16 protein-coding genes are annotated in these 25,578 nt (G+C 67.1%); 6 read left to right on the forward strand and 10 right to left on the reverse strand.

The genetic code is table 11. The features are described from left to right. Positions 1–330 precede the first annotated feature (330 nt). Positions 331–783 carry an acetyl-CoA carboxylase biotin carboxyl carrier protein gene (locus UCD39_RS08300; protein ID WP_330495593.1) on the forward strand — a complete coding sequence of 151 codons (453 nt, stop codon included), beginning with the start codon at positions 331–333 and terminating at the stop codon, positions 781–783. 45 nt (positions 784–828) lie between these two features. Beyond that, entirely contained in the window at positions 829–1,062 is a 234-nt protein-coding gene (acpP, locus tag UCD39_RS08305) for an acyl carrier protein (protein WP_330495594.1), read from the forward strand. A 75-nt stretch (positions 1,063–1,137) separates the two neighbouring features. Here the strand turns inward: acpP and UCD39_RS08310 are convergent, their stop codons facing one another. The 10 genes from UCD39_RS08310 to UCD39_RS08355 all read right to left on the reverse strand — a co-directional run bounded on the left by UCD39_RS08310 (position 1,138) and on the right by UCD39_RS08355 (position 19,214). Continuing rightward, entirely contained in the window at positions 1,138–2,628 is a 1,491-nt protein-coding gene (locus UCD39_RS08310) for an MFS transporter (RefSeq protein ID WP_330495595.1), read from the reverse strand. 10 nt (positions 2,629–2,638) lie between these two features. After that, on the reverse strand, positions 2,639–3,934 hold the full coding sequence (locus UCD39_RS08315; RefSeq protein WP_330495596.1) for a glycosyltransferase: 1,296 nt from the start codon (positions 3,932–3,934) through the stop codon (positions 2,639–2,641). Positions 3,935–3,948: 14 nt separating this feature from the next. After that, positions 3,949–7,032, reverse strand: coding sequence for an efflux RND transporter permease subunit (locus tag UCD39_RS08320; protein ID WP_330495597.1), 3,084 nt, complete (start codon positions 7,030–7,032; stop codon positions 3,949–3,951). Positions 7,033–7,037: 5 nt separating this feature from the next. After that, entirely contained in the window at positions 7,038–10,190 is a 3,153-nt protein-coding gene (locus UCD39_RS08325; protein ID WP_330495598.1) for an efflux RND transporter permease subunit, read from the reverse strand. After that, a complete protein-coding gene (locus UCD39_RS08330; RefSeq protein WP_330495599.1) occupies positions 10,187–12,160 on the reverse strand; it encodes an efflux RND transporter periplasmic adaptor subunit in 1,974 nt (657 codons plus the stop codon). Before UCD39_RS08330 ends, UCD39_RS08325 begins: the two co-directional genes overlap by 4 nt. Further along, a complete protein-coding gene (locus tag UCD39_RS08335; protein WP_330495600.1) occupies positions 12,160–12,675 on the reverse strand; it encodes a glycosyltransferase in 516 nt (171 codons plus the stop codon). The genes UCD39_RS08330 and UCD39_RS08335 overlap by 1 nt, the downstream gene beginning before the upstream one ends. Beyond that, positions 12,666–16,808: a non-ribosomal peptide synthetase gene (locus UCD39_RS08340; protein WP_330495601.1), complete on the reverse strand. Its 4,143-nt coding sequence runs from the start codon at positions 16,806–16,808 to the stop codon at positions 12,666–12,668. Before UCD39_RS08340 ends, UCD39_RS08335 begins: the two co-directional genes overlap by 10 nt. Before the next feature lie 713 nt (positions 16,809–17,521). Then, on the reverse strand, positions 17,522–18,352 hold the full coding sequence (locus UCD39_RS08345; RefSeq protein ID WP_330495602.1) for a hypothetical protein: 831 nt from the start codon (positions 18,350–18,352) through the stop codon (positions 17,522–17,524). Further along, positions 18,349–18,792, reverse strand: coding sequence for a thioredoxin domain-containing protein (locus tag UCD39_RS08350; RefSeq protein ID WP_330495603.1), 444 nt, complete (start codon positions 18,790–18,792; stop codon positions 18,349–18,351). The genes UCD39_RS08345 and UCD39_RS08350 overlap by 4 nt, the downstream gene beginning before the upstream one ends. After that, positions 18,789–19,214, reverse strand: a complete 426-nt coding sequence (locus UCD39_RS08355) for a response regulator (RefSeq protein WP_145734528.1) — start codon at positions 19,212–19,214, stop codon at positions 18,789–18,791. The genes UCD39_RS08350 and UCD39_RS08355 overlap by 4 nt, the downstream gene beginning before the upstream one ends. Before the next feature lie 436 nt (positions 19,215–19,650). Here UCD39_RS08355 and nifH point away from each other — a divergent pair, with 436 nt between their 5' ends. From nifH to nifE, 4 genes are all read left to right on the forward strand, one after another. Continuing rightward, entirely contained in the window at positions 19,651–20,535 is an 885-nt protein-coding gene (gene nifH / locus UCD39_RS08360) for a nitrogenase iron protein (RefSeq protein WP_145734529.1), read from the forward strand. 94 nt (positions 20,536–20,629) lie between these two features. Then, entirely contained in the window at positions 20,630–22,135 is a 1,506-nt protein-coding gene (nifD, locus tag UCD39_RS08365) for a nitrogenase molybdenum-iron protein alpha chain (protein WP_145734530.1), read from the forward strand. A gap of 99 nt (positions 22,136–22,234) precedes the next feature. After that, a complete protein-coding gene (gene nifK, locus UCD39_RS08370) occupies positions 22,235–23,794 on the forward strand; it encodes a nitrogenase molybdenum-iron protein subunit beta (protein ID WP_330495604.1) in 1,560 nt (519 codons plus the stop codon). A gap of 132 nt (positions 23,795–23,926) precedes the next feature. Beyond that, positions 23,927–25,573, forward strand: a complete 1,647-nt coding sequence (gene nifE / locus UCD39_RS08375; protein ID WP_330495605.1) for a nitrogenase iron-molybdenum cofactor biosynthesis protein NifE — start codon at positions 23,927–23,929, stop codon at positions 25,571–25,573. The last annotated feature ends 5 nt before the right edge of the window (positions 25,574–25,578 follow it).

The following is a 25,578-nucleotide window of genomic DNA, read 5'->3' on the forward strand; positions in this document are numbered from 1 at the left end:
ATCTCAACCCTTTTCGCTTGTGCGATATAGAAAAAAATAAATACTAATGGTGTGCGGAACAGAAAAATAAAATTTTATGCGGTTTTGATGATGGTGTTGCCGGAAATTGACATCCTCATTGATTATATATTTCTGTCGAATTTGATCACATATCGCAGCGCCATCAAAAATTTTACTTATGGGAGAGGGCATAAATTTTTATAATGCTCTATCCTTTAGTATAGTGACGGCCTTGTCTGAACGGCGGTGGGATGTGTCGAAAGGTCAATTGGCTTTCTTCGTCCATGAAATCAGCGATCCCGGAAGGATTAGACCGGGCAAGGGGGACATATGGTTGAAAGCTATCGGGTTGCGGCGTCTCAGGAACTGACGGTTATCTCGACCATGGTGCGCCAAATGGTGGAGCTAATGCACCAGACGGACTTGGGGGAGATGGAGTGCAGTTGGCATAATCGCCGGCTGCGGATCAGTCGCGATGGGATAACGACCGACCTCGGGATCGCTCTTGCCACGCCGGCATTATATGGCGCGCCCGTTGAGCGGGCCGATGCGGCACCCGCTCTTCCGATAACCGTAACATGCCCCTTTGTCGGGGTGGCGCGCCTGCTGGGCTCCGCCGAGGGGGCCGGCACCCAGGTCCGGCGGGGACAGACGGTCATGGCGGTGGAAATGATGACCATCCGGCGCGCCATTCCCGCGCCGCGGGCCGGCCGGGTGGCGCAAATCCTGGTGCAGGATGGGCAGCCCGTCGAATTCGACCAGCCGCTTTTCATGATCGAGTGAATTTCAACGCCTTCACTTTGACCTGGATGATGAAAGGGGCTGGAAATGGACGATATTCCTGCGCGTATCAGAAGAATTGTCGTGCGCCAATTGGGGGTTCCCGAGGACGCGCTCAGCAATGACATGAGTTTCGTGGACGATTTGGGCGCGGACAGCCTGGACGCCATGGAAATGGTGCTGGCCTTCGAGGGCGAATTCGGCTGCCCCATCTCGGACGAGGCGATCCGCAAAATGATCACCGTCCGTGACGCGGCGTCCTACATCGCGGCACACCGATAAGGGGGACCCGCCGCCACGGGCCAGCCGGGCGGCGGGAGAACCGGCCGGTTTGCCCGGCGCGATGATGCGCCCGCGTCAAGCGCTGGGGGCCGGCCTGTCTTGGGCCAGGATGTTGGTCCAGACTTTGTCCACATAGGCCATGCAATCGGCTTTTGGACCCGAAAAGCCGACGGCACGCCATCCATCCGGTATCGCGTGGTTCAAGGGCCACAGTGAATAACGCCCGCTCAGGTTGGCCAGAACCTGGCACGGGGCATCGTCTTCAAACGCCATGATCACTCTCCCATTGTCGTTATGATCGAGGGCGGAGGCCCGCCGGATCTCCCTCTGCCCTGCATCGCCGCTAGTCGTGCGGCTCTCCTCACCGCGCTCCCGCGACAGCGCGCGGATCGCGAAACCGAGTGTCATCAAGGACAGCACGGTGCTGACCAGGAATGCGCCACCCGGCATGGCCATGGACCCTTCGGGACTCGTCAGGTAACCGAAGCTGGCGCCGCCCAAGATGGGCCCCGCGATGGCGCCCAGGCTGGTCATGCTGGTCGCCAAGCCCTGCAGTTCGCCTTGCCGGCCGGGCGGGGCTTGGCGTGACAGCACACCTTGCGCCGTGGGGCCGGTGACGAAGGCCGCCGCGGTGCCGGCCATGACGGCGTAAAGCTGCCATCCCTCCCGGACGAAGCCATACAAGGTGTAGGCCACGATGGTCATGGTCAGGCCCAGCAGCAGGGCGCGGCCGTCCCCCAGATACCGTGTGACCAGGGGCGTCAATCCCAGTTGGGCGACTCCCCAAACCAGGCCTAGCACGGTGAGGGACAAGCCCACCTCCGCCGCACCCCATCCCAGGCTCTGGCGCAGGAACAGAACCCAGGTGGTCTGCAGGGCGGTCTGCCCGGCGACATAGAGGAAAATCCCGGCCAGCAAGTCACGGGCCGTGGCGGTCTGTCCCCCCGACAGCAAAGGGGCCAAGGGATTGGCGGCGCTCCAGTCGAGAGGGCGCCGTGCGCCGGGCTGCAGGCTTTCCGGCAGCAGGGCCCAGCCCAGGATGGCCGTGGTGCCGGTCAATACCGCCGCCATCCAGAAGGGAAGGCGCGGATCCAGACCGCCCAACAGACCGCCCAGCCCCGGCCCCAAACCCAATCCCAAGCCGAAGGCAGCCCCCATGCAGCTGAACATCGCCGTGCGCCGGTCCGGCGGCACGATGTCCGCCATGTAGGCATTGGCGGCGGCGGCGTTCGCACCGCAGAGGCCGCCCAGCAGGCGTGCGGCGAACAGCAGCCAGAGGGATGGCGTCAATGCCGCCGTGACGTAATGCGCCAGCCCGCCCATCAAGCCCAGCAGGATGAAGGGCCGCCGGCCAAAGCGGTCCGACAGGCGGCCCTGCACGGGGGAGAACAGGAACAAGGCCGCCGCATAGGTGGCGTTGAGCAGGCCGATGTCACGACCGGCCGCCGCCTCGTTTCCGGACAAGCTCAGCACCAGGGTGGGCAGCACGGGCGTGACCACCCCGCAGCCCAGGGCGTCCAACAGCAGAACCAGCAGGATGAGGGCTTCGCGGACGTTGCGTGGCATTCCCATCCCCCTACGCGACATCCAGGGCCGGCAGCGCGGCGTCGGCCAGAAGGCCCCAGTCGCCCAGCGCCGTCACGGCGGCGTCCACGCCCCGTTCCGCCGCGATGCGGTCACCCAACGCCCGCGCCCGGGCCCGCATACCGGACTCCTCCGTGCAACGGATGGCGGCCGCCAGATCCTCCGCCGTCATGGTCTTACGCGACAGGGGGGCGGGCGCGACGCCCAGTTGCCGGGCCCGCCATCCCCAGAAGAACTGATCGCCCAGGAAGGGAACGATGATGGACGGAATGCCGGCGGTGACGGCGGCGGCAATGGTTCCGGCACCGCCATGATGCACCGCGGCGCGGACGCGGGGGAACAGCCAGTCATGCGGCGCGCCGTCGATGACCATCAACTGGTCTTCCGGTGCGTCGATGCCCGGGGGCAAACCGCCCCATCCCGTTGCCAGCACCGCCCGCTGGCCGGTCAGCGCCAGGGCGCGGACCACCAGTTCCGCCCGTGCCGGCGCCTGCTGGTCCGTCATGCTGCCAAAACCGATGTACAGTGGCGCCGGCCCAGCCGCCAGAAAGTCCACCAGCCGGGCCGGCGGTGTCCACGCCGCGTCCGTTGTCAGGGACCAATAGCCCGTCACGCGGGCCCGCGCCCGCCAGTGCGGCGAGGGCGGGACGATGGTGGGGCTGAAACCGAACAGGATAGGCCACCCCGTGCGCATCTGTGTTCTGGGACCCATCCATGGATAGGGTTTCAGGCCCAGACCTTTCCGCACGACGTCATTCACGGCTGGCCGCTGCGCCTGCCAGGCCAGCAGATCCAACACGCGGTTGAGCGATCGGTTGACCGGGGACGGCAGGGCGCGCGCCGGAACGGGAAGCCGGAGAGACGGCAGATGGCCGAACAGTACGTTGGGCTGAAGATAGGCCTGGACGAAGGGGCGGCCCAGCGCCTCCGCCAGGGAGGCGCCCAGGGGAACGGCGCCACCGCCGGCCAGCACCAGGTCGGTGTCCTGGCAGGCGGCCAGCCCCTCGGCCACCCAGGGGGCGACCATGGCGCGCATGACCTGCTGGGCGGTGCGCAGCATGGTGGCAATGCCCTGGCCGCGCTCGAAAGCCGCCTGGTGCTGGGCGGCGGTGGCCTTCAGGTCGCCTGACAGCCTGCCGAACTCCAGCCCCGCCCCCTGGACCAGGGGTTTGAACTCGTCGACGGTGACGATGCGCGCTCTATGCCCCCGGCGGGCCAGGCCCAGCCCCAACGCCACCAGGGGGCGCACGTCCCCTTGCGTGCCCGGGATCACGATGGCGATGCGCATGGTATCCCCCCTCCTCATGCCACCGGTTGCAGGACGGGCAGCGCCGCTTTGCGCCCCCGCAGGCGGGTCACGGCCAGGTAGACGACGGGGGTGGTGTACAAGGTCACCCCCTGGGACAGCAGCAGGCCCCCCACCACCGCGATCCCCAGGGGCTGGCGCAGTTCCGCGCCGGTGCCCAGCCCCAAGGCCAGGGGCAGGGCGCCCAGCGCCGCCGTCAGGGTGGTCATCACGATGGGGCGGAACCGCAGGGTGGCCGCGCGCACGATGGCGGCGCGCGGCGCCAGGCCCAGGACCCGTTCCGCCATCAGTGCCGCATCCACCATCATGATGGCGTTCTTCATGACGATGCCGATCAGAAGGATCAGGCCGATCATGGCGATTACCGACACCTCCGTCCGGGTGATCCACAGGGCCAGGACGGCGCCCAGTCCGGCGGACGGCAGGGTGGAAAGGATGGTCAGGGGATGGGCGATGCTTTCATAGAGGATGCCCAGGACCAGATAGACCGCGACGACGGCGCCCAGCAGCAGCCATCCTTGGTTGGCGTTGGACCGGTTCGCGGCCTTGGCCGTTCCCGCATAGCCCGCCGTGACGCCGGGGGGCAGGCGCAAGGATCGCACGGCATCGTCGATGGCGGTGATCGCCTGGCCGATGGCGATGCCATCGCGGGTGTTGAAGCCCAGGGTGATGGCCGGCAACTGCCCCTCATGGTTCAGCAGCAGGGGGGCATACCCGCTGTCCAGCCGCGTCACCGCCGACAGCGGCACCTGCGGGCCGGCGTTGGACGGCACGTAGAGCCGCGTCAGGGACTGACGGTCCTTCTGAAAGGTGGGGTCCGCCTCCAGCACCACCTTGAACTGGTCGAATTCCGTGAACAGGGTCGCGACCTGCCGCTGGCCGAAGGCGTCGTACAGCGTCTGGTCGATAGCCTGGGTGGAAACCCCCAGGCGGGCCGCGCTGGCGCGGTCGATGGCCAGGTTGGCCTGCAGGCCGTTGGCCTCCTGGTCGGTGGAGACATCAGTCAATTCCGGCAGGGCGCGCATGCGGTCGCGCACCTGGCTGGCGACGGCCATCAGGTCATCCAGCCGGGGCCCGCGCAGGGTGTACTGGTATCGCGCCCGGCCCATGCGGCCCCCGACGCCGAAGTCATCGACGGCGGACAGGTAGACCGCCAGGTCCGGCACCTGGGCCAGGACCTGGCGCAGGCGGGCCGCCACCGCATCGGTGGAGATGTCGCGTTCCCCTGGGCGTTTCCCCGGCGGTTTCAGGGTGATGGACAGGGTGCCGGTATTCATCGCGTTCCACAGCCCGACGCCGATGGACGAGGTCACGCTCTCCACCGCCGGATCGGCGCGCACCAGGGCGTCGACCGCCTGCTGACGGTCGCGCATCGCGGCGAAGGAGATGTCGGGCGGTGCCTCGGTCACCCCACGGATGACGCCGGTGTCCTGGCTGGGCAGCAGGCCCTTGGGCAGTGCCGCGAACAGTGCCAGGGTGGCGGCCACGCTCAATCCCACGCCCAGCAGCATCAGCCGGGGATGGCGCAACGCCCGTTCCAGTCCCGCCCCGTATCGGTGGCTGGCGGCCTCCGATCCCGTTCCCGTGCCGCTCGGCTTGGGCGATGGCGTCAGCAGGCGGGCGCACATCGCCGGTGTCAGGCTCAGGGACACGACCGCCGAAACCAGGATGGCGGCACACAGCGTGATGCCGAACTCCCGGAAGAACAGGCCCAGTTCCCCATCCATGAACACCACCGGGATCAGGGCGGCCAGCAGCGCCGCCGTGATGGACACCACGGTGAAGGTCATCTGCCGCGTGCCGCGGATGGCGGCCGTCAGCGGCGCCACACCCTGATCCACCAGGCGGGTGATGTTTTCGATGACGACGATGGCGTCATCCACCAGGAAGCCGATGGACACGGTGATGGCCATCAGGGTCAGGTTGTTCAGGCCGCAGCCCGTTGCCGCCATGATCGCGACGGCGCCCGCGACGGAAACGGCGATGGTGGCCCCGGGAATGACCACCGCCCACAGCCGGCGCAGGAACAACGCGATGACCAGGACAACCAGGGTCATGGTCAGGCCCAGGGTGACGTACAGATCACCGATGCCGGCGCGCACCACGCGCGTGCGGTCTCCCGTGATGTGAAGCGCTATGGAGGGTGGCAGCCAGGCCGCCAGGCGGGGCAGCGCCGCGCGCATCCTGTCCACGGTCGCCACCATGTCCGCCCCGGGCTGCTTGCGGACCTGCACGATGATGGCCGGGCGGCCGTTCCACCAGGACGCGAGCTTGTTGTTCACTGTGCCCGACTGGACGGCCGCGACATCGCCCAGGCGCACCGGGGCGCCATCCCGGTAGGCGATGGCCAGGTCGCGAAAGGCTGCCGGGTCGAAAACCTGATCGTCCGCCGCCACCAGGAAATTTCTGTCGCCCGCGTCCAGGCTGCCCTTGGGCAGGTTGACCGTGGCGTTCGTCAATGCCTGGCGCACGTCCTCCAGGCCCAGGCCGCGGCCGGCCAGGGCGCCGGGGTCCGCCTGGACGCGGATCGCCGTCTTCTCCGCACCGCCGATTTCCACCTGGGCGACGCCGTCGATTTCCATCAATGCCTGGGCCAGCACGGTGCTGGCGTAGTCATAGACCCGGCTGCCCGGCAGGGTGTCGCTGGTCAACGCCAGGGTCAGGATGGGGAAGGCGCTGGGATTGGCCTTCACATAGAACGGGGGCGCCGGCAGGCTGGAGGGTAGAAGGCCCCCAGCGGTGGTGATGGCCGCCTGCACATCCCGCGCGGCGCTGTCCACGTCCCGCGTCAGGTCGAACTGTGCCACGATGGTGGTGCCGCCCACCGTGTTCACCGAGGTCAGTTCGGAGAGGCCGGCGATGACCCCGATCTGGCGCTCCAGGGGTGTCGCCACCGTGGCCGCCATCGTTTCCGGGCTGGCCCCTGGCAGGTCGGCGCGGACATACAGGGTGGGCAGGTCGACACTGGGAACCGAGGCCACCGGCAGGGACCGGTACGCGACGGCGCCCAGCAGCAGCAGGCCGGCGGCCAAAAGGCCGGTGGCCACGGGACGGTGGATGAAAAGGGAAGAGAAGCCCATGCCCGCTACTCCGCCACTTGCCGTGCGGGCATGGGACTCACGGGCGTGGATGCGGTGGTCACCGCGTCCGTCCCGTCCCTGTCGCCCCGCCGCCGCCCGAAGGACACCCTGACCCTTTCAAAGGCCAGGTACACCACCGGGGTGGAATAGAGGGTGAGAACCTGGGAAACCACCAGCCCGCCGACGATGGCGATGCCCAACGGCTGGCGCAGCTCCGCCCCCGTCCCGCCGGTCAATGCCAGGGGCAGGGCGCTCAGCAGGGCCGCCAGGGTCGTCATCATGATAGGGCGGAAGCGCTGAAGGCAGGCTTGATGGATGGCCGCCTGGGCGGACAGCCCGCCGCGCTGCGCCTCCAGCGCGAAGTCGATCATCATGATCGCGTTCTTCTTGACGATGCCGATCAAGAGCACGATGCCGATGAGCGAGATCAGGTTCAGGTCATGGCCGGTCAGCATCAGCGCCAGCAGGGCGCCCACGCCGGCCGAGGGCAGGGTGGACAGGATGGTCACCGGGTGGATGTAGCTTTCGTACAGGACGCCCAGCACGATGTAGACGGTGACCAGCGCCGCCAGGACCAGGCCGGCCTGGCTGCCCAGCGAGCTGCGGAACTCACCGGCCACGCCGGACAGGCTGGCGGTGATGGCGGGGGGCAGTCCAACGGCGCCGATGGCCTGGTCCAGCGCTGTCAGCGCCTGGCCCAGGGCGTATCCGTCACCGATGTTGAAGGCGATGGTGGTCGCCGGGAACAGGCCCTCGTGGATCAAGGCGGGGGGCGCGTCCCCCATCTCCACCGTGGCCAGGGCCGACAGCGGCACCATGTCCCCCGACGCTGACCGAAGGCGCAGAAGTTGGAAGGTGGCGGGCCCGTCGCGGAAGCGGGGATCGACCTCCAGGATCACATGGTATTGGTTTTGCTGGCCATAGACGGTGGCGACCTGCCGCTGGCCGAAGGCGTCGTAGAGCGCGTCGTCGATGGCCTGCAGGCTGACGCCGGAGCGGGCGGCGGCGTCGCGGTTGATGCGCAGCCGGGCCTGTGGGGCGCCGCCCAGCGGCTCGCCGGCCACGTCCGCCAGCTCTGGCCGACGTTCCATGGCCTGGATCAGCCGGGGTGCCCAGGTGGCCAGGTCCGACCGGTCGGCGGCGTGCAAGGTCAGGACGTGGCCTGCCCGCGCCGCGTGCGTGTCCACCTGGATGTCCTGGGCCGGTTGCAGGTGCAGCCGCACATTGCCCACCCCGGCCGTGGCGGCAGCCAGGCGCCGCGCCACAGCGTCCGCCGCCGGCCGCTCGCCCCTTGGTTTCAGGCCGATGAACAGGCGGCCGGCATTGCCGCTGGTGTTCAGCGAGCCCCCGCCCGTCACGGCGGCGACGGTCGCCACCGCCGGGTCGCGCCCGAGGATATCGGCGATCTGACGCTGCCGGTCGGACAGGGCGGAAAAGGACATGCCGGGCGCCGCGTCCAGCACGCCGATGATCAGGCCCGTATCCTGTTGCGGCAGGAAGCCCTTGGGCACCACGCTGTAAAGCAGGCCGGCCCCGGCCAGCATCGCCAACGTTGCCGCCAGAGTCAGCCGCCGGTGCCGGAACACCCACAGCAGGCCCCGTTCATAAGCCCCGACCGCGCGGGTGAAGACACCCTCACTCCACCGGAACAGGGCGTTGGGAGGGCTATCGGACGGTGCCCCTGTCAACAATCGGGCGCACATCATTGGCGTCAGGGTCAGCGACACCACGGCCGAGATGATGATGGCGGCGCTCAGCGTCACCGCGAACTCGCGGAACAGCCGGCCGATGATGCCCCCCATCAACAGTAGGGGAATGAAGACGGCCACCAGCGACACGGTCAGCGACACGATGGTGAAGCCGATCTGGCGGGCGCCCTTGAGCGCTGCGTGCAGCGGCGGATGCCCCGCCTCGATATGCCGCACGATGTTCTCGATCATGACGATGGCGTCGTCCACGACGAAGCCGGACGCGATGGTCAGCGCCATCAGGGACAGGTTGTCGATGCTGAAGCCCGCGATGGCCATGACGCCGAAGGTGGCGATCAGCGAGACGGGCAGGGTGACGCTGGGGATGACCGTCGCCCAGAATCGGCGCAGGAAGAGGAAGATCACCATCACCACCAGAGCGATGGTGACCACCAGGGTCGTCTGCACCTCGGCGATCGAGGCGCGGATCGTTTCCGTGCGGTCGGCCACGACGGCGATGCCGATCGATGGCGGCAGGGCGGCCTGCAACTGCGGCATCTGTTTGTGGATGGCCGCGACCGTGTCGATGATGTTGGCGCCGGGCTGGCGGCGGATGTCCAGGATGATGGCCGGCTTGCCATTGTACCAGCCGGCCAGCGTGTCGTTTTCCACCCCGTCCACGGCCCGCGCCACGTCGCGCAGGCGAACGGGCGCCCCATCGCTGTAGGCGATGATGGTGTCCTGATAGGCGGCGGCGTCGAACAACTGGTCGTCGGCGTCGATCTGGTACGATAGTCGGGGGCCGTCCAAACTTCCCTTGGGCAGGTCGGCGGTCGTCGCCGCGATGGCGGTCCTGACCTCCGCCAGCGACAGGCCCAGGCCGCTCAGCGCCGTTGGGTTCACCTGCAGCCGCACCGCCCGCTTCTGGCCCCCTTCCAGGGTCACCAGGCCCACGCCCTTGATCTGCGACAGCTTCTGCGACAGCACCGTGTCGGCATAATCGCCCACCGTGTTCAGGGGCAGGGTGTCGGAGGTCAGCGCCAGGATCAGGATTGGCGTGTCGGCTGGGTTGACCTTGCTGTAGCTGGGGCGGCTGGGCATCAATGAGAGGGGCAGCAGGCCCGCGGCGCCGTTGAGCGCCGCCTGCACGTCCTGGGCGGCGGCGTCGATGTCGCGGCCGGGATTGAACTGCAGGGTGATCAGGCTGGTGCCATAGGCGCTGATCGAATTCATGCCCGTGAGGCCGGAAATGGCGCCCAGCGGGCGCTCCAGCGGTGTCGTCACCGATGAGGCCATGACGTCCGGCCCCGCCCCGGGCAACTGGGCCGAAACCTGGATGGTGGGCAGGTCCACCGATGGCAGCGCCGCCACCGGCAACAGGCGATATCCCAGGCACCCCAGCAGCAGGATCCCCACCACCAGCAGGGTGGTCGCGATCGGTCGCCGGATGAAGGGGCCCGAAACGTTCATGCCGGCCCGGCCCCTGTACCGGACTGGCCATCAGCCGACCGGGACGGCTGCGGCGCCACCCGGGTTCCGGGCTTCAGGTTGTACTGCCCGTCGGTGACAACCAACTGCCCGGCGCTCAAGCCCCTGTCGATCAGGGCGCGCCCCGCGTCCGTTCGCGCCACGGTGACCGGCGCCATGGCGGCCCGGCCCTCGGCGGACACCACCCAGACATAGGCGCCGGCCGGCCCCTGCTGTACGGCGGTGACAGGCACCGTCAGGCCGCCGCGCCGGACCGCAACGCGGACGCGGGCGTTGACGAACTGGCCGGGCCACAGGCGGTTGTCCTCATTGGGGAAGCTGGCCTTCAGCTTCACGGTGCCGGTGCTTTGGTCGATCTGGTTGTCCACCAGCTCCAGCCGGCCATCCGCCAGCAAGGTCTTGTTGTCCTTGGCATAGGCCTGGACCGGCAAGGCGGTTGCCGGTCCGGAAGCCCCTCCAGTAGCGCCAAGATTGAACGCGGGCAGATCGTCGGCGTTCACGGTGAAGATGACCGAGATGGGGTGCAACTGGGTGACGGTGACGATGGGGGCCGTATCCGCGGCGTGGACGATGTTCCCGGCATCGATCTGGCGTATGCCGGTTCGCCCGGCGATGGGGGATGTGATGGTGGCGTAGTCCAACTGCGCCCGGGCATAGTCGACCTGCGCCTCGTCGGCGGTCACCTGCGCCTGGTATTGCGCCACCTGCGCCTGCTGCGTATCCAGGGTCTTGCGGCTGGCGTATTCCTTCATGCCCTGGTATCGCACCAAATCAGCCTGCGCGTTCAGCAGTTGCGACTGATCCTTGGCCAGGGTGGCCATGGCCTGCTTGAGGTTCGCTTCCAAGGGCCGGCGGTCCAGAATCGCCAGGACCGAGCCTTTAGTTACCTCCTGGCCCTCCCGGAAGCGCAGGTCCATGAGCTGCCCGTCGATGCGGCTGCGGATGGCGACGGTGTTGTAGGCCTGGACCGACCCGATGCCGCCCAGATATAGGGGAACGTCCTCGGCGCGGACGGGGGCCACGACAACGGGTACGGCAGGCTCACCGGGCGCTTCCCCCGCCTGCGCCCCGGCGGATATCGGGGGCATGGCGATCCCTGGCAGCGACAGCATCAACACCAAGGCTGCGGCGCCCGCAGCGTCGATGAGCCGGCGCGGTGGCGCGCTCCCCTTCTGGGCGTCACCCTTCTGGCTTCCCGGCCGGCGGTCCGACAACAATCCCCAGCGGTTCAGGGTCTCGATCGCCCGTCCCACGCCGTCCTCGGCGCGCAATTGCCGACCCAGGGCTTCGGCCCGCTGGCGCATGGTATCGCCCCCGGCGGCGGTGATGGCGGCGCTCAAGGTTTCCGCCGTCAGGCGGGCGCGGGGCAGGGCCGGTGGCGCCACCCCCAACTGGTTCAGGCGCCATCCCCAGAAGGGCTGGTCGCCAAAAAAGGGAACGATGACCGATGGGATGCCGGCGCGCACCGCCGCCGCCGTGGTGCCGGCACCGCCATGATGCACGGCCAGGGCCACGCGCGGGAAAAGCCAATCGTGCGGCGCGTGGTCGATGACCATGATTCGGTCGTCAAGCTCGGGCGGCGGTGCCAGGCCGCCCCAGCCCCGGGCGAGGACGGCCCGCTGACCGCTGAGCGCCAGGGCGCGCATGACGGTGCGGGTGAAGGCTTCCGCGTCGTGGCTCAACATGCTGCCGAAGCCGAGATAGATCGGCCGGGGACCGTCCGCCAGGAAGCGTTCCAGGTCAGCGGGCGGCGTCCAGGTGCCGGCCTCGTCATGGTGCCAATAACCCGTCACCACCTCACCCTCACCCCAGGACTTGGGCTTGGGCACCACATGGGTGCTGAAGCCGTACAGGATGCGGTTGTTGGCGGCGTCGTCGAAGTAGGGCCCATACCAGGGAAGGGCACGCAGGCCGAGGCGCTTGCGGATGACGTCGTTGATGGCCGGCGCCATCACCTGCCATGTCGCGAAGCGCAGCGCATGATACAGCGCCAGGTTGACGATGCCGGGCAGGGGCCGGCGGGGGGCGTCAGCATCATGGGCGGCAGGTCGGGCGCCGGTGTCATGGGCAAAAGCTGCGCCTGCACGCATGTGATGCCCGTCGCCTCCGCCACGGCGGTGGCTAGGCGCGTGACGATGCCGCTGGCGATGATCAGGTCGCTGTCCCGGGCGGCGGCCAGCCCGGCCTCAACCCAGGGGAGCGCCGCCTCCTTGAACCGGCGGCGGGCCGTCCTGGCCACCACCAGGGGGTTCAGCGCCCGGTTCATCGTGTCCGGCTCGCTGCTCATGATGTGGCGGAAGTCGGCGGCCAGGGGGGCGAAGTCCAGCCCGGCCGCCGTGATCATGGGCTGGAACGACTGGCCGGTGGCGATGCGGACGGCATGGCCCGCCTCCGCCAGGCCACGCCCCAGGGCGATAAAGGGACGGATGTCGCCCTGGGTGCCGACGGTGAAGATGGTCACGCGCACGGGACGGCCTCGAATTCCTGCCGCGCCATGCGGGGACCGGACGGGCTGGGGGCGTGGGGCGCCTTCCTGCCGCCGGCCAGCTCACGGGCGACGATGCGGGCGATTTCCTCCAACGGCACCGGGTCCATCATGGCCTGGTGGTGGCAGGCCAGGCGGTGCTCCTGGATGGGGCCGCGCACGTGGGGCGCCCACGCCTCGGTCTCATGCATCAGCAAGCCCTTCAGCGACGGGCCGGTCAGGTGGGTTGCACGGAAGAACAGCAGGCCGGTGTTCAGCGGCTGGGGCTTGAACTTCCGCGCGATCGCCAGGTTGTTCTGAATGACCCTCAGGACGGACGAGACGATGTCCCTGTTTTCCTGCCGCATCTGTTGGACCAGCGGCATGGAAAGCACGTCGTATTCACGACACAGGAAATCGGCGACGGCGGCCATGCCCAGGGGGCGGTCGCCCCCCGTGACGGCCACGTCCCCGGGGCTGTATCCCAGGAAGCCCAGCGCGGCGGTGGCCAGTTCCGCCTCGGACGGTTCCTGGCCGGCGGGGCTCTGCACGAAGGGGTAGGCGTCGAGCAGCGACAGCAGGTCGACCTGCTCCCCCTCCCGTTGCAGCTTGTGGGCGATCGCCACCGCCACCAGGCCGCCGAAAGACCAGCCCAGCAGATGATAGGGGCCCTGCGGCTGCACCCGCCGGATGTGCGTCAGGTATTCGTCCGCCATCTCCTCCACCGACCGGGGAAGAGGGGCCTGGGGCAGGGCGGTGTCGTCCGCCAATCCCCGGGCCTGAAGGGCGTAAACGGGATGCTCGGGGCCGATGTGGCGCAGCAGTCCGGCATAGGCCCAGCCCAGGCCGACCACGGGGTGGATGCAGAACAGCGGCGCGCCCTGGCCCTGCGTGCGCAAGGGCAGCAGGACGCCCAGCGGATCGCTGGTGGCGCTGTGTTCCAACTGGGCCGCCAGTTCGGCGATGGTCGCCCCCTCGAACAGGGTGCCCAGCGATATCTTGCCGGGGAAGATGTTCTGGATGCGGGTGAGCAGGCGGGTGGCCATCAGGGAGTCCCCGCCCAGATCGAAGAAATTGTCGTGTATGCCCACCCGCTGCACGCCCAGTTCCTTGGCCCAAAGAATGGTCAGGGCCTGTTCGGTGGGTGTCCGGGGCTCGGCATAGCTGGACACCGCGGTGCGTTCCGGTGCCGGTAGCGCGCGGCGGTCGACTTTGCCGTTCGCCGTCAGGGGCAGGTCGTCCAGGGTCACGAAAACCGCCGGGACCATGTAATCGGGCAGCCGGCCGGCCAGATCGCGCCGCAGGACGGCGGTATCCAGTGAGACCTCCGGTGCCGGGACGACGTATCCCACCAGCCGCTTCGCGCCTGACGCGGGGTCGTCCCAGGCCGTGACCACGGCCCGCGCCACGCCGGCGCAGGCGGCCAGGGCGGCCTCAACCTCCCCCAGTTCGATGCGGAAGCCGCGTATCTTGATCTGGTGGTCGGTCCGGCCCAGGAACTCCAGCATGCCGTCCTCCCGCCAACGGGCCAGGTCGCCCGTGCGGTAGAAGCAGCTACCCGACGGGCCGAACGGGTTGGCGACGAAGCGGTCGGCTGTCAGGCCAGGCCGGTTCAGATAGCCGATGGCGACGCCGTCGCCGGCGATGTAAAGGTCACCGGCCACGCCGACCGGCACCGGTTGCAGGGCCGGATCCAGGACATAGACCTGGGTGTTCCAGATGGGACCGCCGATGGGCGGCGCGTCCAGGTCCGCCCGGTTCAGCGTCCGCGCGGTGGACCACACCGTCGTTTCGGTGGGGCCGTACAGGTTGGTGACGACGGCCCCGCGATCCATCATGGCCTGGGCCAGGGAGGGGGGCAGCGCCTCCCCGCCCACCAGCACGCGCAAGCCGGGGAAGATATCGGCAGCCTGTTCCACCAGGCTTTGCCATAGGGAGGGCGTGGCCTGCATGAGGGTGGTGCCGGCCATCCGCATCGCTTGGGCCAGGGCGGGGGCGTCCCGCACCACGGCGCGGGGGGCGATGTCGATGCGTGCGCCCGCCAGCAGCGGCAGGAACAGTTCAAGGGCGGCGATGTCGAAGGACACGGTGGTGACCGCCATCAGCCGATCCCGTGGGCTCAACGGGAACGCCGCCTTCATGGCGCCCAGGAAGTTCACGATATTCCCCTGGGACACCGCGACACCCTTGGGACGGCCGGTTGAGCCGGACGTGAAGATGACGTAGGCGGGATCAAGGGCCCGCGATGGCCGCCGCCGTTCCTGGTCCGTCGGGTTCAGGGACGCAAGCCAGTCCAGATCCACGCCATCGGGCGGCAGGTCCACCATAAGGCGGGGAATGGCGCTGTCCGGCAGGCCGGCGGCGACGTCCGGCGTGGTCAGCAGGGCGGCGGGACGGGCATCCTCGAACACCAGGGCCAGGCGGGCGGCCGGCATGTCCGGGTCGATCGGCACATACGCGGCCCCGGTTTTCAGCACGGCCAGCAAGGCCACCGGCAAGAGGGCGCTACGCTGGGTCGCCACCGCCACCAGTTGGCCGGGGCCGATGCCAAGCTGCAGCAGGGCCCGCGCCCAGGCATTGGCGGCGGCGTTCAGGACGCGGTAGGAAACGACCTCGTTCGCGAAACCGATGGCCGGCGCGTCGGGCGTCGCGGCGGCCTGGGCCTCGAACCATTGCGCCAGCAGGGGGGGCGGTGAGGACTGGGCCGTCGCGTTCCAGTCGATCAGAACCTGCCGCCGTTCTTCCCCTGACAGCAGGTCGATGCGGCCGATGCGCAGGGTGGGATCCTCCATGATGGCATCCACCAGGCGTAGGAAGCGGGCCTGATGCCGCGCCAGCTCATCCCGGGTGTACAAGGCTGGGTTGGCGTCGAAATCCACGCGCAGTCCGCGCCCGTCGTCGCGGTCATAGATGAAGATGGTCAGGTCTTCGACCGAACCGTTGGACAGGTTGTGCGTGGTGGCGGGATGACCACCGAAGCGCAGGTCGTAGTCGAACGGCTCGATGTTCACGCTCATCCACGCGATCTGCTGGTTATGGCCCACCAGCCCCATGTCCCGCCGCAGATCCTCATACCGGTACTGCTGGTGCCGCAGGGTCTGGCGCATCACGCCCGACACCTGCTGCACCAATTCTTCCAGCGTTAGGTCCGGGGACATGGCCAGGCGGATGGTCACGGCATTGGCGACCATGCCCGGCGTACGCCGCAGCTGCCCATTGGGGCGCGCCGTCACCGGCAGCCCGAACACAAGGTCCGCCGCCCCGGTGGAGCGGTAATAGAACGCGGCCGCCAGGGAGATCAGGATTTGCGGAAGGCTGGCGGACGCGCCCTTGGCGATCTCATGCAGGCGCATGCTGGTCAACGGGGACAGGTGCGCCGTCTGGCGGAATAGCCCATTGGGGCCCGCCACCCGGCGCCTGGCCAATGAAACGGCGTCGGGCAGGTTGGCCAGCCGCTCCGTCCAGAAGGCGCGGTCCTTTTCCAGCCGGTCCGAGGCGCGATAGGCGGCCTCATGATCCACCAGCCCGACCAGGGGCAGGAAGCCGTGGGGCGCGGGCTCGCGCCCTTCCACGTAGGCGCTGTAGAGTTCGGCGACGCGGCGCGCGACCATGCCGCCGGTGAACCCGTCCAGCATGATGTGGTGGGCGCGATGGTACCAGAAGAAGCGGTCGTCGGCGGCTTTGAAAAGCGCGGAAACCCAGAGCGGATCGCGGTCGAAATCGACGGGGCGGTTCAATTCTTCCATCATCCAGCGCTCCGCCGCCTGCCGCGGGTCGGGCTGGTCACTGACGTCGATGTAGGGGAAGACGTCGTCAAAGGTGGGGCGGATGACCTGGGCCGGGCCATCCTGGTCCTCGACGATCTTGACGCGGATCGTTTCAGCCTCGGTGGTCAGCTGGCGCAGGGCCTTCAGGAACAGCGCGGGATCGACAGGGCCATGAATTTCAATGGCCTCGCCCAGATTGAACACCGTGCCGGCCCGGCCCATTTTCTCACCGAACCACAGGCCGCGCTGGGCGGTGGTCAGCGGTATCTTGACCCCCTCGGCAGGGGCCGCCACCGCATCCCTGGCGACATCGCCGCTTTCGTCCACGCCGCCGCCTGAGGGCACGGCGAAAGCGTGGATATCGGCCACCCCGGGCTCGACTGTGATGCCGATGGGAATATATGTGGACTGATCTATTTTTAAAGTGTCATATATTTCTTTTAAAATTTTCGATTTATTGTCTTCGCTATGGATGATGCCGTCTGGTGACGCGGTTTGAGTGTTGGAAGAGGTGTGTGTATTCATGGTCCAACCCCGAAAAAAGAAAAAGGAGAGGCGAGCGCTGAAAGACAGCGCTGATTTATTCCCTTTGATTGCGCACCAGACGGTATCCGCGGAATCGATAGCGGGCGTACCGTTCTTGTTATTGGTGTTGTGTGATTGTTTTATGTGACCGACCGGCTTGGTGGGGGCGGTTCGGATTACCTGGATTATTCAGAAAATTTCATAGCCGCAACAAGTGAGAAGTGTTGACGGCGTTAATCAGCCCGATTGATGTAATTTAATTATATAATGCGGGCCGACCATGAGCCGTTCTTGCCGGATGCACAGGCTGACATCAGAAAATATAAAACAATATCAACGATCTGCGGGCGCTTTTTCAGATTTCCCTAGAGTCTGCCTGCGCCCCGTCGCCGGCCGATCCGACAGTGTCCCTGATGATTGCGTTATTATTAATGCAATCTCTATCAAAAGAAGAATAGGGTGATGGTAAACATGTACAGAGGTGGTACACCCTGAACATCATCCGTGTCCGGGGCACCTCACCAGGGCTCAAGCCAGGTCGCAGCCTGTGGAGGTTTTCAGCGGACAGGTGTCAGGCGGACGGGCTGTCGGGCGTGTCGCGGGGTCAATGCCTCGCCCACCGCTTGGGCGATGGTTTGGGCCCGGTCGTCAATCCCGGCCCAGACGGCGCCCCGGATACGGGGGTCGACCTCCAGCAGCTTGACGCCGGCGGGCACTTCGGTCCCGTCCCGCACCACCCCGCGCAGCACGCCATCGAAGGGCGCTTGGACCGCGTGGTCGCCCAGATGGCCGATGACATAGTCCTTGAAGACGCGGGAGCCGATTTCCATCGCCGTGTGCCAGCGTCCGGCGAGGGCGGAATAGACGAAGCGTTCCGCGCCGCGGTTGCCCAAGGGGCGGGCGATGCCGTCGGCGGCTTCCGTCGTTCCCTGGCGGACCAGGGCGCCTTGCAGGCCGGGCTTGGTTTCAACCGCGAAGTCGCAATTCTCCCCGGCGGTGAAGCCGGGGCCCAAGCCGATGGTGGTTCGGGCCAGGCGGCGCAGGTCGGGCGTGATGCTGTATTTTTGCAGCCGGGCGTCGACCAGCAGGTCCAGCGCGCGGATGACGATCAGGTCCAGCAGGCCCAGGTCGGTGATCACCACCCCCTGGCGGCGCGCCAACGCCGCCGCCGCCGCCATGCCGCTGTCCACCCGTTCGGCGGCGATGCCGGCCAGGGTCACCGGATCATCGAACAGCGCGTCGTGGAACGCCATCTTGCGGCGGATGACGGGGGGCAGGGGGTCGTGCGACATGACGACGCCGTAGCCCTGGTGATGCAGCCGGACCGCCACGGCGGAGGCGATCTCATTGGTGCCCAGGATGATGGCGTAGGGCGGACGATCGGTCATGACGGCGTTCCAGTGCTTCTAGAGGTGGCGCTTCCGGGGGTGGCGCAGGGGCTGTGGGGGTGGGAACAGCCGGTGGGCACGGCGTCCAGGTCCGCCGGCAGGGCCAGCCGGTCGCGCAGCGCCTCGAATCCGGCGAGGCGCTGGCCCTCCACCTCCGCCAATGGCCGGCGGATCAGCAGCGGGTCGGCCAGCATGCGACGCAGGGCCGCGTCGCCGTCCAGGTCGTCCGGGACGATGGCACCGGCCTTGACGGCGGGGGCGGCCGGGTTGAACCAGGACGGGACCGGCGATTGGCCGAAGAAGTCGCGCAGGCGCTCCGCCGTCCATGGTTCGGTCAGCAGGTCGCGCACCAGGACGGTATGCCCCGCCGCCTCCAGCGCACGGCGCTGACGGGCGTTGGTTTTGCATCCCGGCTTTTCATAGAAGACGACCGTGCTCATGCCAGTCGCACCAGCGGGGCGGCGCCGTCGCGGCCCAGCAGCGTGTCGACCTTGCGCCGCACGTCGGCCAGCGTCAGCGGCTTGACCAGCGCCGCGTGGGCGCCGGCCTTCAGCCCCTCCAGCGCCAGCGCCTCTTCCGCCTTGGCGCAGACGATCAGCAGCCGCACCCCGGGAAAGGCGCGCAGTACCTCGCCCACCAGGCCCGCGCCACGCTCCGCCAGGAAAGAGGCGCCGAGCAGCACGACGTCCGGCCGCAACCAATCCACCCCCTTGGCGTAGGCCTCCTCCGGTGTCGCCAGTTCATGGGTCTCGATCTCATCGTGCAGCATGAACTGCAACGCCGCGCGTGTGATCTCATCCTGGTCCACGACGAAGACCCGTCTCTGGTCCACGGCTTTGGCGGTTTCGACACCGATCTGCATGGCGCGTCCCTTCCGATGCTGGGCTGCCCACCGGCGGGCATCACGGGACCCACAGCAATTTCCATTCCGGCGGTAGCGGCATCCGGGAAATCGGGGGCCGGCCTGCCTTTCCGCCGGGAAGCGACGGCGGGACAGGGGCGGCGGCCTTGTTTCGTTTGCGACAGCCTGACAATGGCTGTCGGGTTCGGCACATCATTGTCGGATGCCGGGGTTGGATAACAATCTATTTAATATCAATGCGTTATTGGAAATCGTCCGTCTGGCACGCCGGTTGCTGAAATACCGGTCGGCTAGTGAGGGCTGAGTGCACGCCTACGCGCTGTCGAGCGATGTGCTCCTTCCCGAAATCCGCGAGCCAACTTCTGCGAACGAGGATCGCCCCGGCCTCACCGGGGCATTGGCAATCGGCTCAACAATCGGTTCAAGGAGACCTTGAATGTCGGCTCTGCGTCAAATCGCGTTTTACGGCAAGGGTGGTATCGGCAAGTCCACCACCTCCCAGAACACCCTGGCGGCCCTGGCTGAAATGGGCCACCGCATCCTGATCGTCGGCTGCGATCCCAAGGCGGATTCCACCCGCCTGATCCTGCACGCCAAGGCCCAGGACACCATCCTCAGCCTGGCCGCCGCCGCCGGCAGTGTGGAGGATCTGGAGATCGAGGATGTCATGAAGGTCGGTTTCCAGGACATCCGCTGCGTGGAATCCGGCGGCCCGGAACCGGGCGTCGGCTGCGCCGGTCGCGGCGTCATCACCTCCATCAACTTCCTGGAGGAGAACGGCGCCTATGAGGACATCGACTACGTCTCTTATGACGTGCTGGGCGACGTGGTGTGCGGCGGCTTCGCCATGCCCATCCGCGAGAACAAGGCCCAGGAAATCTACATCGTCATGTCCGGCGAGATGATGGCCATGTACGCGGCCAACAACATCTCCAAGGGCATTCTGAAATACGCCATGTCCGGCGGCGTGCGCCTGGGCGGCCTGATCTGCAACGAGCGCCAGACCGACAAGGAGCTGGAGCTGGCGGAGAACCTGGCCAAGAAGCTGGGCACCCAGCTCATCTACTTCGTGCCCCGCGACAACATCGTGCAGCACGCGGAACTGCGTCGCATGACGGTGCTGGAATACGCGCCGGAAAGCGCCCAGGCCGCCCACTACCGCAACCTGGCCACCCGCATTCACAACAACGCCGGCAAGGGCGTCATCCCCACCCCCATCACCATGGACGAGCTTGAGGACATGCTGATGGAGCACGGGATCATGAAGGCCGTGGACGAGAGCATGGTCGGCAAGACCGCCGCCCAGCTGGAACTGGCCTGATCGGCAACGGCCGCCGGTGCCGCCCGGTCCCCCCGCATGGGGGCCGGGCGGGTCCCGGCAGCTCATCATCCCCGGGAAACATGAGGACAGCGAAATGAGTATGTCGGAGACGGAAAGCGTTGCCGAGATCAAGGAACGCAACAAGGAACTGATCGCCGAGGTCTTGCAGGTTTACCCGGAGAAGACCGCCAAGCGCCGCGCCAAGCACCTGAACGTGCATGAGGCCGGCAAGTCCGATTGCGGCGTGAAGTCCAATCTGAAGTCCATTCCAGGCGTCATGACCATCCGTGGCTGCGCCTACGCCGGGTCCAAGGGCGTGGTCTGGGGCCCGATCAAGGACATGATCCACATCAGCCACGGCCCGGTGGGCTGCGGCCAGTATTCCTGGGCCGCGCGCCGCAACTACTACATCGGCACGACCGGGATCGACACCTTCGTGACCATGCAGTTCACGTCCGACTTCCAGGAAAAGGACATCGTTTTCGGCGGCGACAAGAAGCTGTCCAAGATCATCGATGAAATCCAGGAGCTGTTCCCGCTGAACAACGGCATCAGCATCCAGTCGGAATGCCCCATCGGCCTGATCGGCGACGATATCGAGGCGGTGTCGAAGAACAAGTCCAAGGAATATGAGGGCAAGACCATCGTCCCCGTCCGCTGCGAGGGGTTCCGCGGCGTGTCCCAGTCCTTGGGCCACCATATCGCCAATGACGCCATCCGCGACTGGGTGTTCGACAAGGCGGAGGGGAAGGACGCGCCGGCGGGCTTCGTGCCCGGCCCCTACGACGTCGCCATCATCGGCGATTACAACATCGGCGGCGACGCCTGGTCCTCCCGCATCCTGCTGGAGGAGATGGGGCTGAGGGTCATCGCCCAATGGTCGGGCGACGGCACCCTGGCCGAACTGGAGGCGACGCCCAAGGCCAAGCTGAACGTCCTGCACTGCTACCGCTCGATGAACTACATCTCGCGCCACATGGAAGAGAAGTACGGCATTCCGTGGTGCGAATACAATTTCTTTGGTCCCAGCAAGATCGCGGAATCCCTGCGCCGCATCGCCAGTTATTTCGACGACAAGATCAAGGAAGGGGCGGAACGCGTCATCGCCAAGTACCAGGCGCTGATGGACGCCGTTATCGCCAAATACCGCCCGCGCCTGGAAGGCAAGACGGTGATGCTGTTCGTCGGTGGCTTGCGCCCCCGCCACGTCATCGGCGCCTATGAGGATTTGGGCATGGAGGTCGTGGGCACGGGCTACGAGTTCGGTCACAACGACGACTACCAGCGCACGGCCCAGCACTACGTCAAGGACGGCACGCTGATCTACGACGACGTGACGGGCTATGAGTTCGAGAAGTTCGTGGAGCGCATCCAACCTGACCTGGTCGGGTCCGGCATCAAGGAAAAGTACGTCTTCCAGAAGATGGGCGTGCCCTTCCGCCAGATGCATTCCTGGGACTATTCCGGCCCCTATCACGGCTATGACGGTTTCGCCATCTTCGCGCGCGACATGGACATGGCCATCAACGCCCCCGTCTGGAAGATGGCCAAGGCGCCCTGGAAGGGCGCCGCGCAGCCGAAGCTGCTGGCCGCCGAATAAGGCGGATGACGCCCCGGGGCGCCCCAGCGGCGGCGCCCCCGGGATTCCCTGCCGGGGCGGCATCCATCCCCGGGCGATGTTTTCGGAAAGGTTTCCATCATGACGCAGAGTGCCGAACACGTGCTCGATCATTTCGAGCTGTTCCGTGGCCCCGAATACCAGGAGATGCTGGTCAACAAACGCCAGCAGTTCGAGAACCGCCGCGACCCGGCGGAGGTGGAGCGGGTGCGGGAATGGGCCAAGACGCCAGAATACCAGGAAAAGAACTTCGCCCGCGAGGCGCTGACCATCAACCCGGCCAAGGCCTGCCAGCCGCTGGGCGCCGTCTTCGCGGCGGTGGGGTTCGAGGGCACGCTGCCCTTCGTTCATGGCTCCCAAGGCTGCGTCGCCTATTACCGCAGCCATTTCTCCCGCCATTTCAAGGAGCCGACGTCCTGCGTCTCTTCCTCCATGACGGAGGATGCGGCGGTGTTCGGCGGCCTGAACAACATGATCGACGGGCTGGCCAACACCTATTCCATGTACAAGCCCAAGATGATCGCCGTCTCCACCACCTGCATGGCGGAGGTGATCGGCGACGACCTGAACGCCTTCATCAAGACCGCCAAGGAAAAGGGCTCGGTTCCGGCCGAGTTCGACGTGCCCTTCGCCCATACGCCGGCCTTCGTCGGCAGCCACGTCACCGGCTATGACAACGCCCTGAAGGGCATCCTGGAACATTTCTGGGACGGCAAGGCCGGCACCGCGCCCAAGCTGGAACGCGCGCCCAACGGCAAGATCAACTTCATCGGTGGCTTCGACGGCTACACCGTCGGCAACCTACGGGAAATCAAGCGTATTTTCGGCCTGATGGGCATCGGCTACACCATTTTGGGCGACACCAGCGATGTCTGGGACACGCCCACCGATGGCGAGTTCCGCATGTATGACGGCGGCACCACCCTGGCCGAGGCGGCGGACGCCGTCCATGCCACGGCCACCGTCTCCATGCAGGAGTACTGCACCGAAAAGACCCTGCCCTTCATCGCCGGGCATGGGCAAGAGGTGGTGTCGTTCAACCATCCCGTGGGTGTGGCCGGAACCGACCGCTTCCTGATGGCGCTGGCGCGCCTCACCGGCGCCGAGATCCCGGCGGAGTTGGAGCGGGAGCGCGGACGCCTGGTGGACGCCATCGCGGACTCCAGCGCCCACATCCACGGCAAGAAGTTCGCCATCTACGGCGACCCCGACCTGTGCCTGGGCCTGGCCGCCTTCCTGCTGGAACTGGGGGCGGAACCGACCCACGTGCTGGCCACCAACGGCAACAAGGCCTGGGCGGAGAAGGTGCAGGCGCTGTTCGACAGTTCCCCCTTCGGGAAGAACTGCCACGTCTATCCCGGACGCGACCTGTGGCACCTGCGCTCCCTGCTGTTCACGGAGCCGGTGGATTTCCTGATCGGCAACACCTACGGCAAGTACCTGGAGCGCGACACGGGCACGCCGCTGATCCGCCTCGGCTTCCCCATCTTCGACCGGCACCACCACCATCGTTTCCCGGTGTGGGGCTATCAGGGCGGGCTGAACGTGCTGGTGACCATCCTGGACAAGATTTTCGACGAGATCGACAGCAACACCAACGTCCCGTCGAAGACCGACTACAGCTTCGACATCATCCGCTGACGGCGGACTTGGCCTCTCCGTGGCGTCTCCCCAAGGCGCTCGCGTCCTGGCCGCGCCGCCAGCCCCGATGGGAAACCCTAGGGGCAGGGCGGCGCGGCGCTTCTTGGCCTGTTCAGGTGAGGAACCCCGGAAATGAGTTCGCTGTCGGCCACCATCCAGGAAGTCTTCAACGAGCCCGGTTGCGCCAAGAACGCCACCAAGTCGGCGGCCGACCGCAAGAAGGGCTGCACCAAGCAGTTGCAGCCGGGCGGAGCGGCGGGGGGCTGCGCCTTCGACGGCGCCAAGATCGCACTGCAGCCCCTGACCGACGTGGCCCACCTGGTCCACGGGCCCATCGCCTGCGAGGGCAACTCCTGGGACAACCGCGGCGCCAAATCGTCCGGCCCCACGCTATGGCGCACCGGCTTCACCACCGACATGAACGAGACGGACATCGTGTTCGGCGGGGAGAAGCGGCTGTACAAGGCCATCCGCGAAATCATTGAGAAGTATGATCCGCCGGCGGTCTTCGTCTATCAGACCTGTATTCCGGCCATGACCGGCGACGACATCAACGCCGTGTGCAAGGCGGCGCGGGAGAAGTTCGGCAAGCCCGTCATCCCCATCAATTCGCCCGGCTTCGTCGGGCCCAAGAACCTGGGCAACAAGCTGGCGGGCGAGGCCCTTCTGGACCACGTCATCGGGACGGAGGAGCCGGACGAGACCACGCCCTACGACATCAACATCATCGGTGAATACAACCTGTCGGGCGAGCTGTGGCAGGTGAAGCCGCTGCTGGATGAGTTGGGCATCCGCATCCTGTCCTGCATTTCCGGCGACGGGCGCTACCGCGAGGTGGCCTATTCCCACCGGGCGCGGGCGGCGATGATGGTGTGTTCCAAGGCCATGATCAACGTGGCCCGCAAGATGGAGGAACGCTACGGCATCCCCTTCTTCGAGGGATCCTTCTATGGCATCGGCGACACCAGCGACAGCCTGCGCCAGATCGCCCGGCTGCTGGTCGAGCGGGGCGCCCCGGCCGACCTGCTGGACCGGACGGAGGCGCTGATCGCGCGGGAGGAGGCGCGGGCCTGGGCGGCCATCGCGCCGTTCAAGCCGCGCTTCCAGGGCAAGAAGGTGCTGCTGATCACCGGCGGCGTGAAGTCCTGGTCCGTGGTGGCCGCCTTGCAGGAGGCCGGCCTGGAACTGGTCGGCACCAGCGTCAAGAAGTCCACCAAGGAGGACAAGGAGCGCATCAAGGAGCTGCTGGGCCAGGATGCCCACATGATCGAGGACATGACCCCGCGTGAGATGTACCGCCTGCTGAAGGATGCCAAGGCGGACATCATGCTGTCGGGCGGCCGGTCGCAGTTCGTGGCGCTGAAGGCGGCCATGCCCTGGCTGGACATCAACCAGGAACGCCACCACGCCTACATGGGCTATGTCGGCATGGTGACGCTGGTGGAGGAGATCGCCCGCACCCTGTTCAACCCGGTGTGGGCGCAGGTGCGCCGCCCGGCCCCCTGGGATGATCCGGCCGACACCTGGCAGGCCCGCGCCGACGCCGCCCTGGCCGCTGAGGCAGCCGACCCGGAAAAGGCGGAACAGGCGCGGCGGGCCGCGGGCGTCTGCGCCTGCAAGGGCGTGGACCTGGGCACCATCGAGGACGCTGTCCGCGTGCATGGCCTGTCCAGCCTGGATGAGGTACGGCGGCACACCACCGCCGCCACCGGCTGCGGCGCCTGCGCCGGCCGGGTCGCGGACGTGCTCGCGGCCCTGCCAGCCCTGGCGGCGGAGTAGACGCC

This window comes from Nitrospirillum karajorum (assembly GCF_036348415.1).
GTDB classification, from domain to species: domain Bacteria; phylum Pseudomonadota; class Alphaproteobacteria; order Azospirillales; family Azospirillaceae; genus Nitrospirillum; species Nitrospirillum amazonense_B.

What these genes read in the sequence shown, in the direction of transcription:
- UCD39_RS08300 (WP_330495593.1), top strand. Translation starts at nt 331, where the DNA reads ATGGTTGAAAGCTATCGGGTTGCGGCGTCTCAGGAACTGACGGTTATC.
- acpP (WP_330495594.1), top strand. Translation starts at nt 829, where the DNA reads ATGGACGATATTCCTGCGCGTATCAGAAGAATTGTCGTGCGCCAATTG.
- UCD39_RS08310 (WP_330495595.1), bottom strand. Translation starts at nt 2,628, where the DNA reads ATGCCACGCAACGTCCGCGAAGCCCTCATCCTGCTGGTTCTGCTGTTG.
- UCD39_RS08315 (WP_330495596.1), bottom strand. Translation starts at nt 3,934, where the DNA reads ATGCGCATCGCCATCGTGATCCCGGGCACGCAAGGGGACGTGCGCCCC.
- UCD39_RS08320 (WP_330495597.1), bottom strand. Translation starts at nt 7,032, where the DNA reads ATGGGCTTCTCTTCCCTTTTCATCCACCGTCCCGTGGCCACCGGCCTT.
- UCD39_RS08325 (WP_330495598.1), bottom strand. Translation starts at nt 10,190, where the DNA reads ATGAACGTTTCGGGCCCCTTCATCCGGCGACCGATCGCGACCACCCTG.
- UCD39_RS08330 (WP_330495599.1), bottom strand. Translation starts at nt 12,160, where the DNA reads ATGGCGCCGGCCATCAACGACGTCATCCGCAAGCGCCTCGGCCTGCGT.
- UCD39_RS08345 (WP_330495602.1), bottom strand. Translation starts at nt 18,352, where the DNA reads ATGACCGATCGTCCGCCCTACGCCATCATCCTGGGCACCAATGAGATC.
- UCD39_RS08350 (WP_330495603.1), bottom strand. Translation starts at nt 18,792, where the DNA reads ATGAGCACGGTCGTCTTCTATGAAAAGCCGGGATGCAAAACCAACGCC.
- UCD39_RS08355 (WP_145734528.1), bottom strand. Translation starts at nt 19,214, where the DNA reads ATGCAGATCGGTGTCGAAACCGCCAAAGCCGTGGACCAGAGACGGGTC.
- nifH (WP_145734529.1), top strand. Translation starts at nt 19,651, where the DNA reads ATGTCGGCTCTGCGTCAAATCGCGTTTTACGGCAAGGGTGGTATCGGC.
- nifD (WP_145734530.1), top strand. Translation starts at nt 20,630, where the DNA reads ATGAGTATGTCGGAGACGGAAAGCGTTGCCGAGATCAAGGAACGCAAC.
- nifK (WP_330495604.1), top strand. Translation starts at nt 22,235, where the DNA reads ATGACGCAGAGTGCCGAACACGTGCTCGATCATTTCGAGCTGTTCCGT.
- nifE (WP_330495605.1), top strand. Translation starts at nt 23,927, where the DNA reads ATGAGTTCGCTGTCGGCCACCATCCAGGAAGTCTTCAACGAGCCCGGT.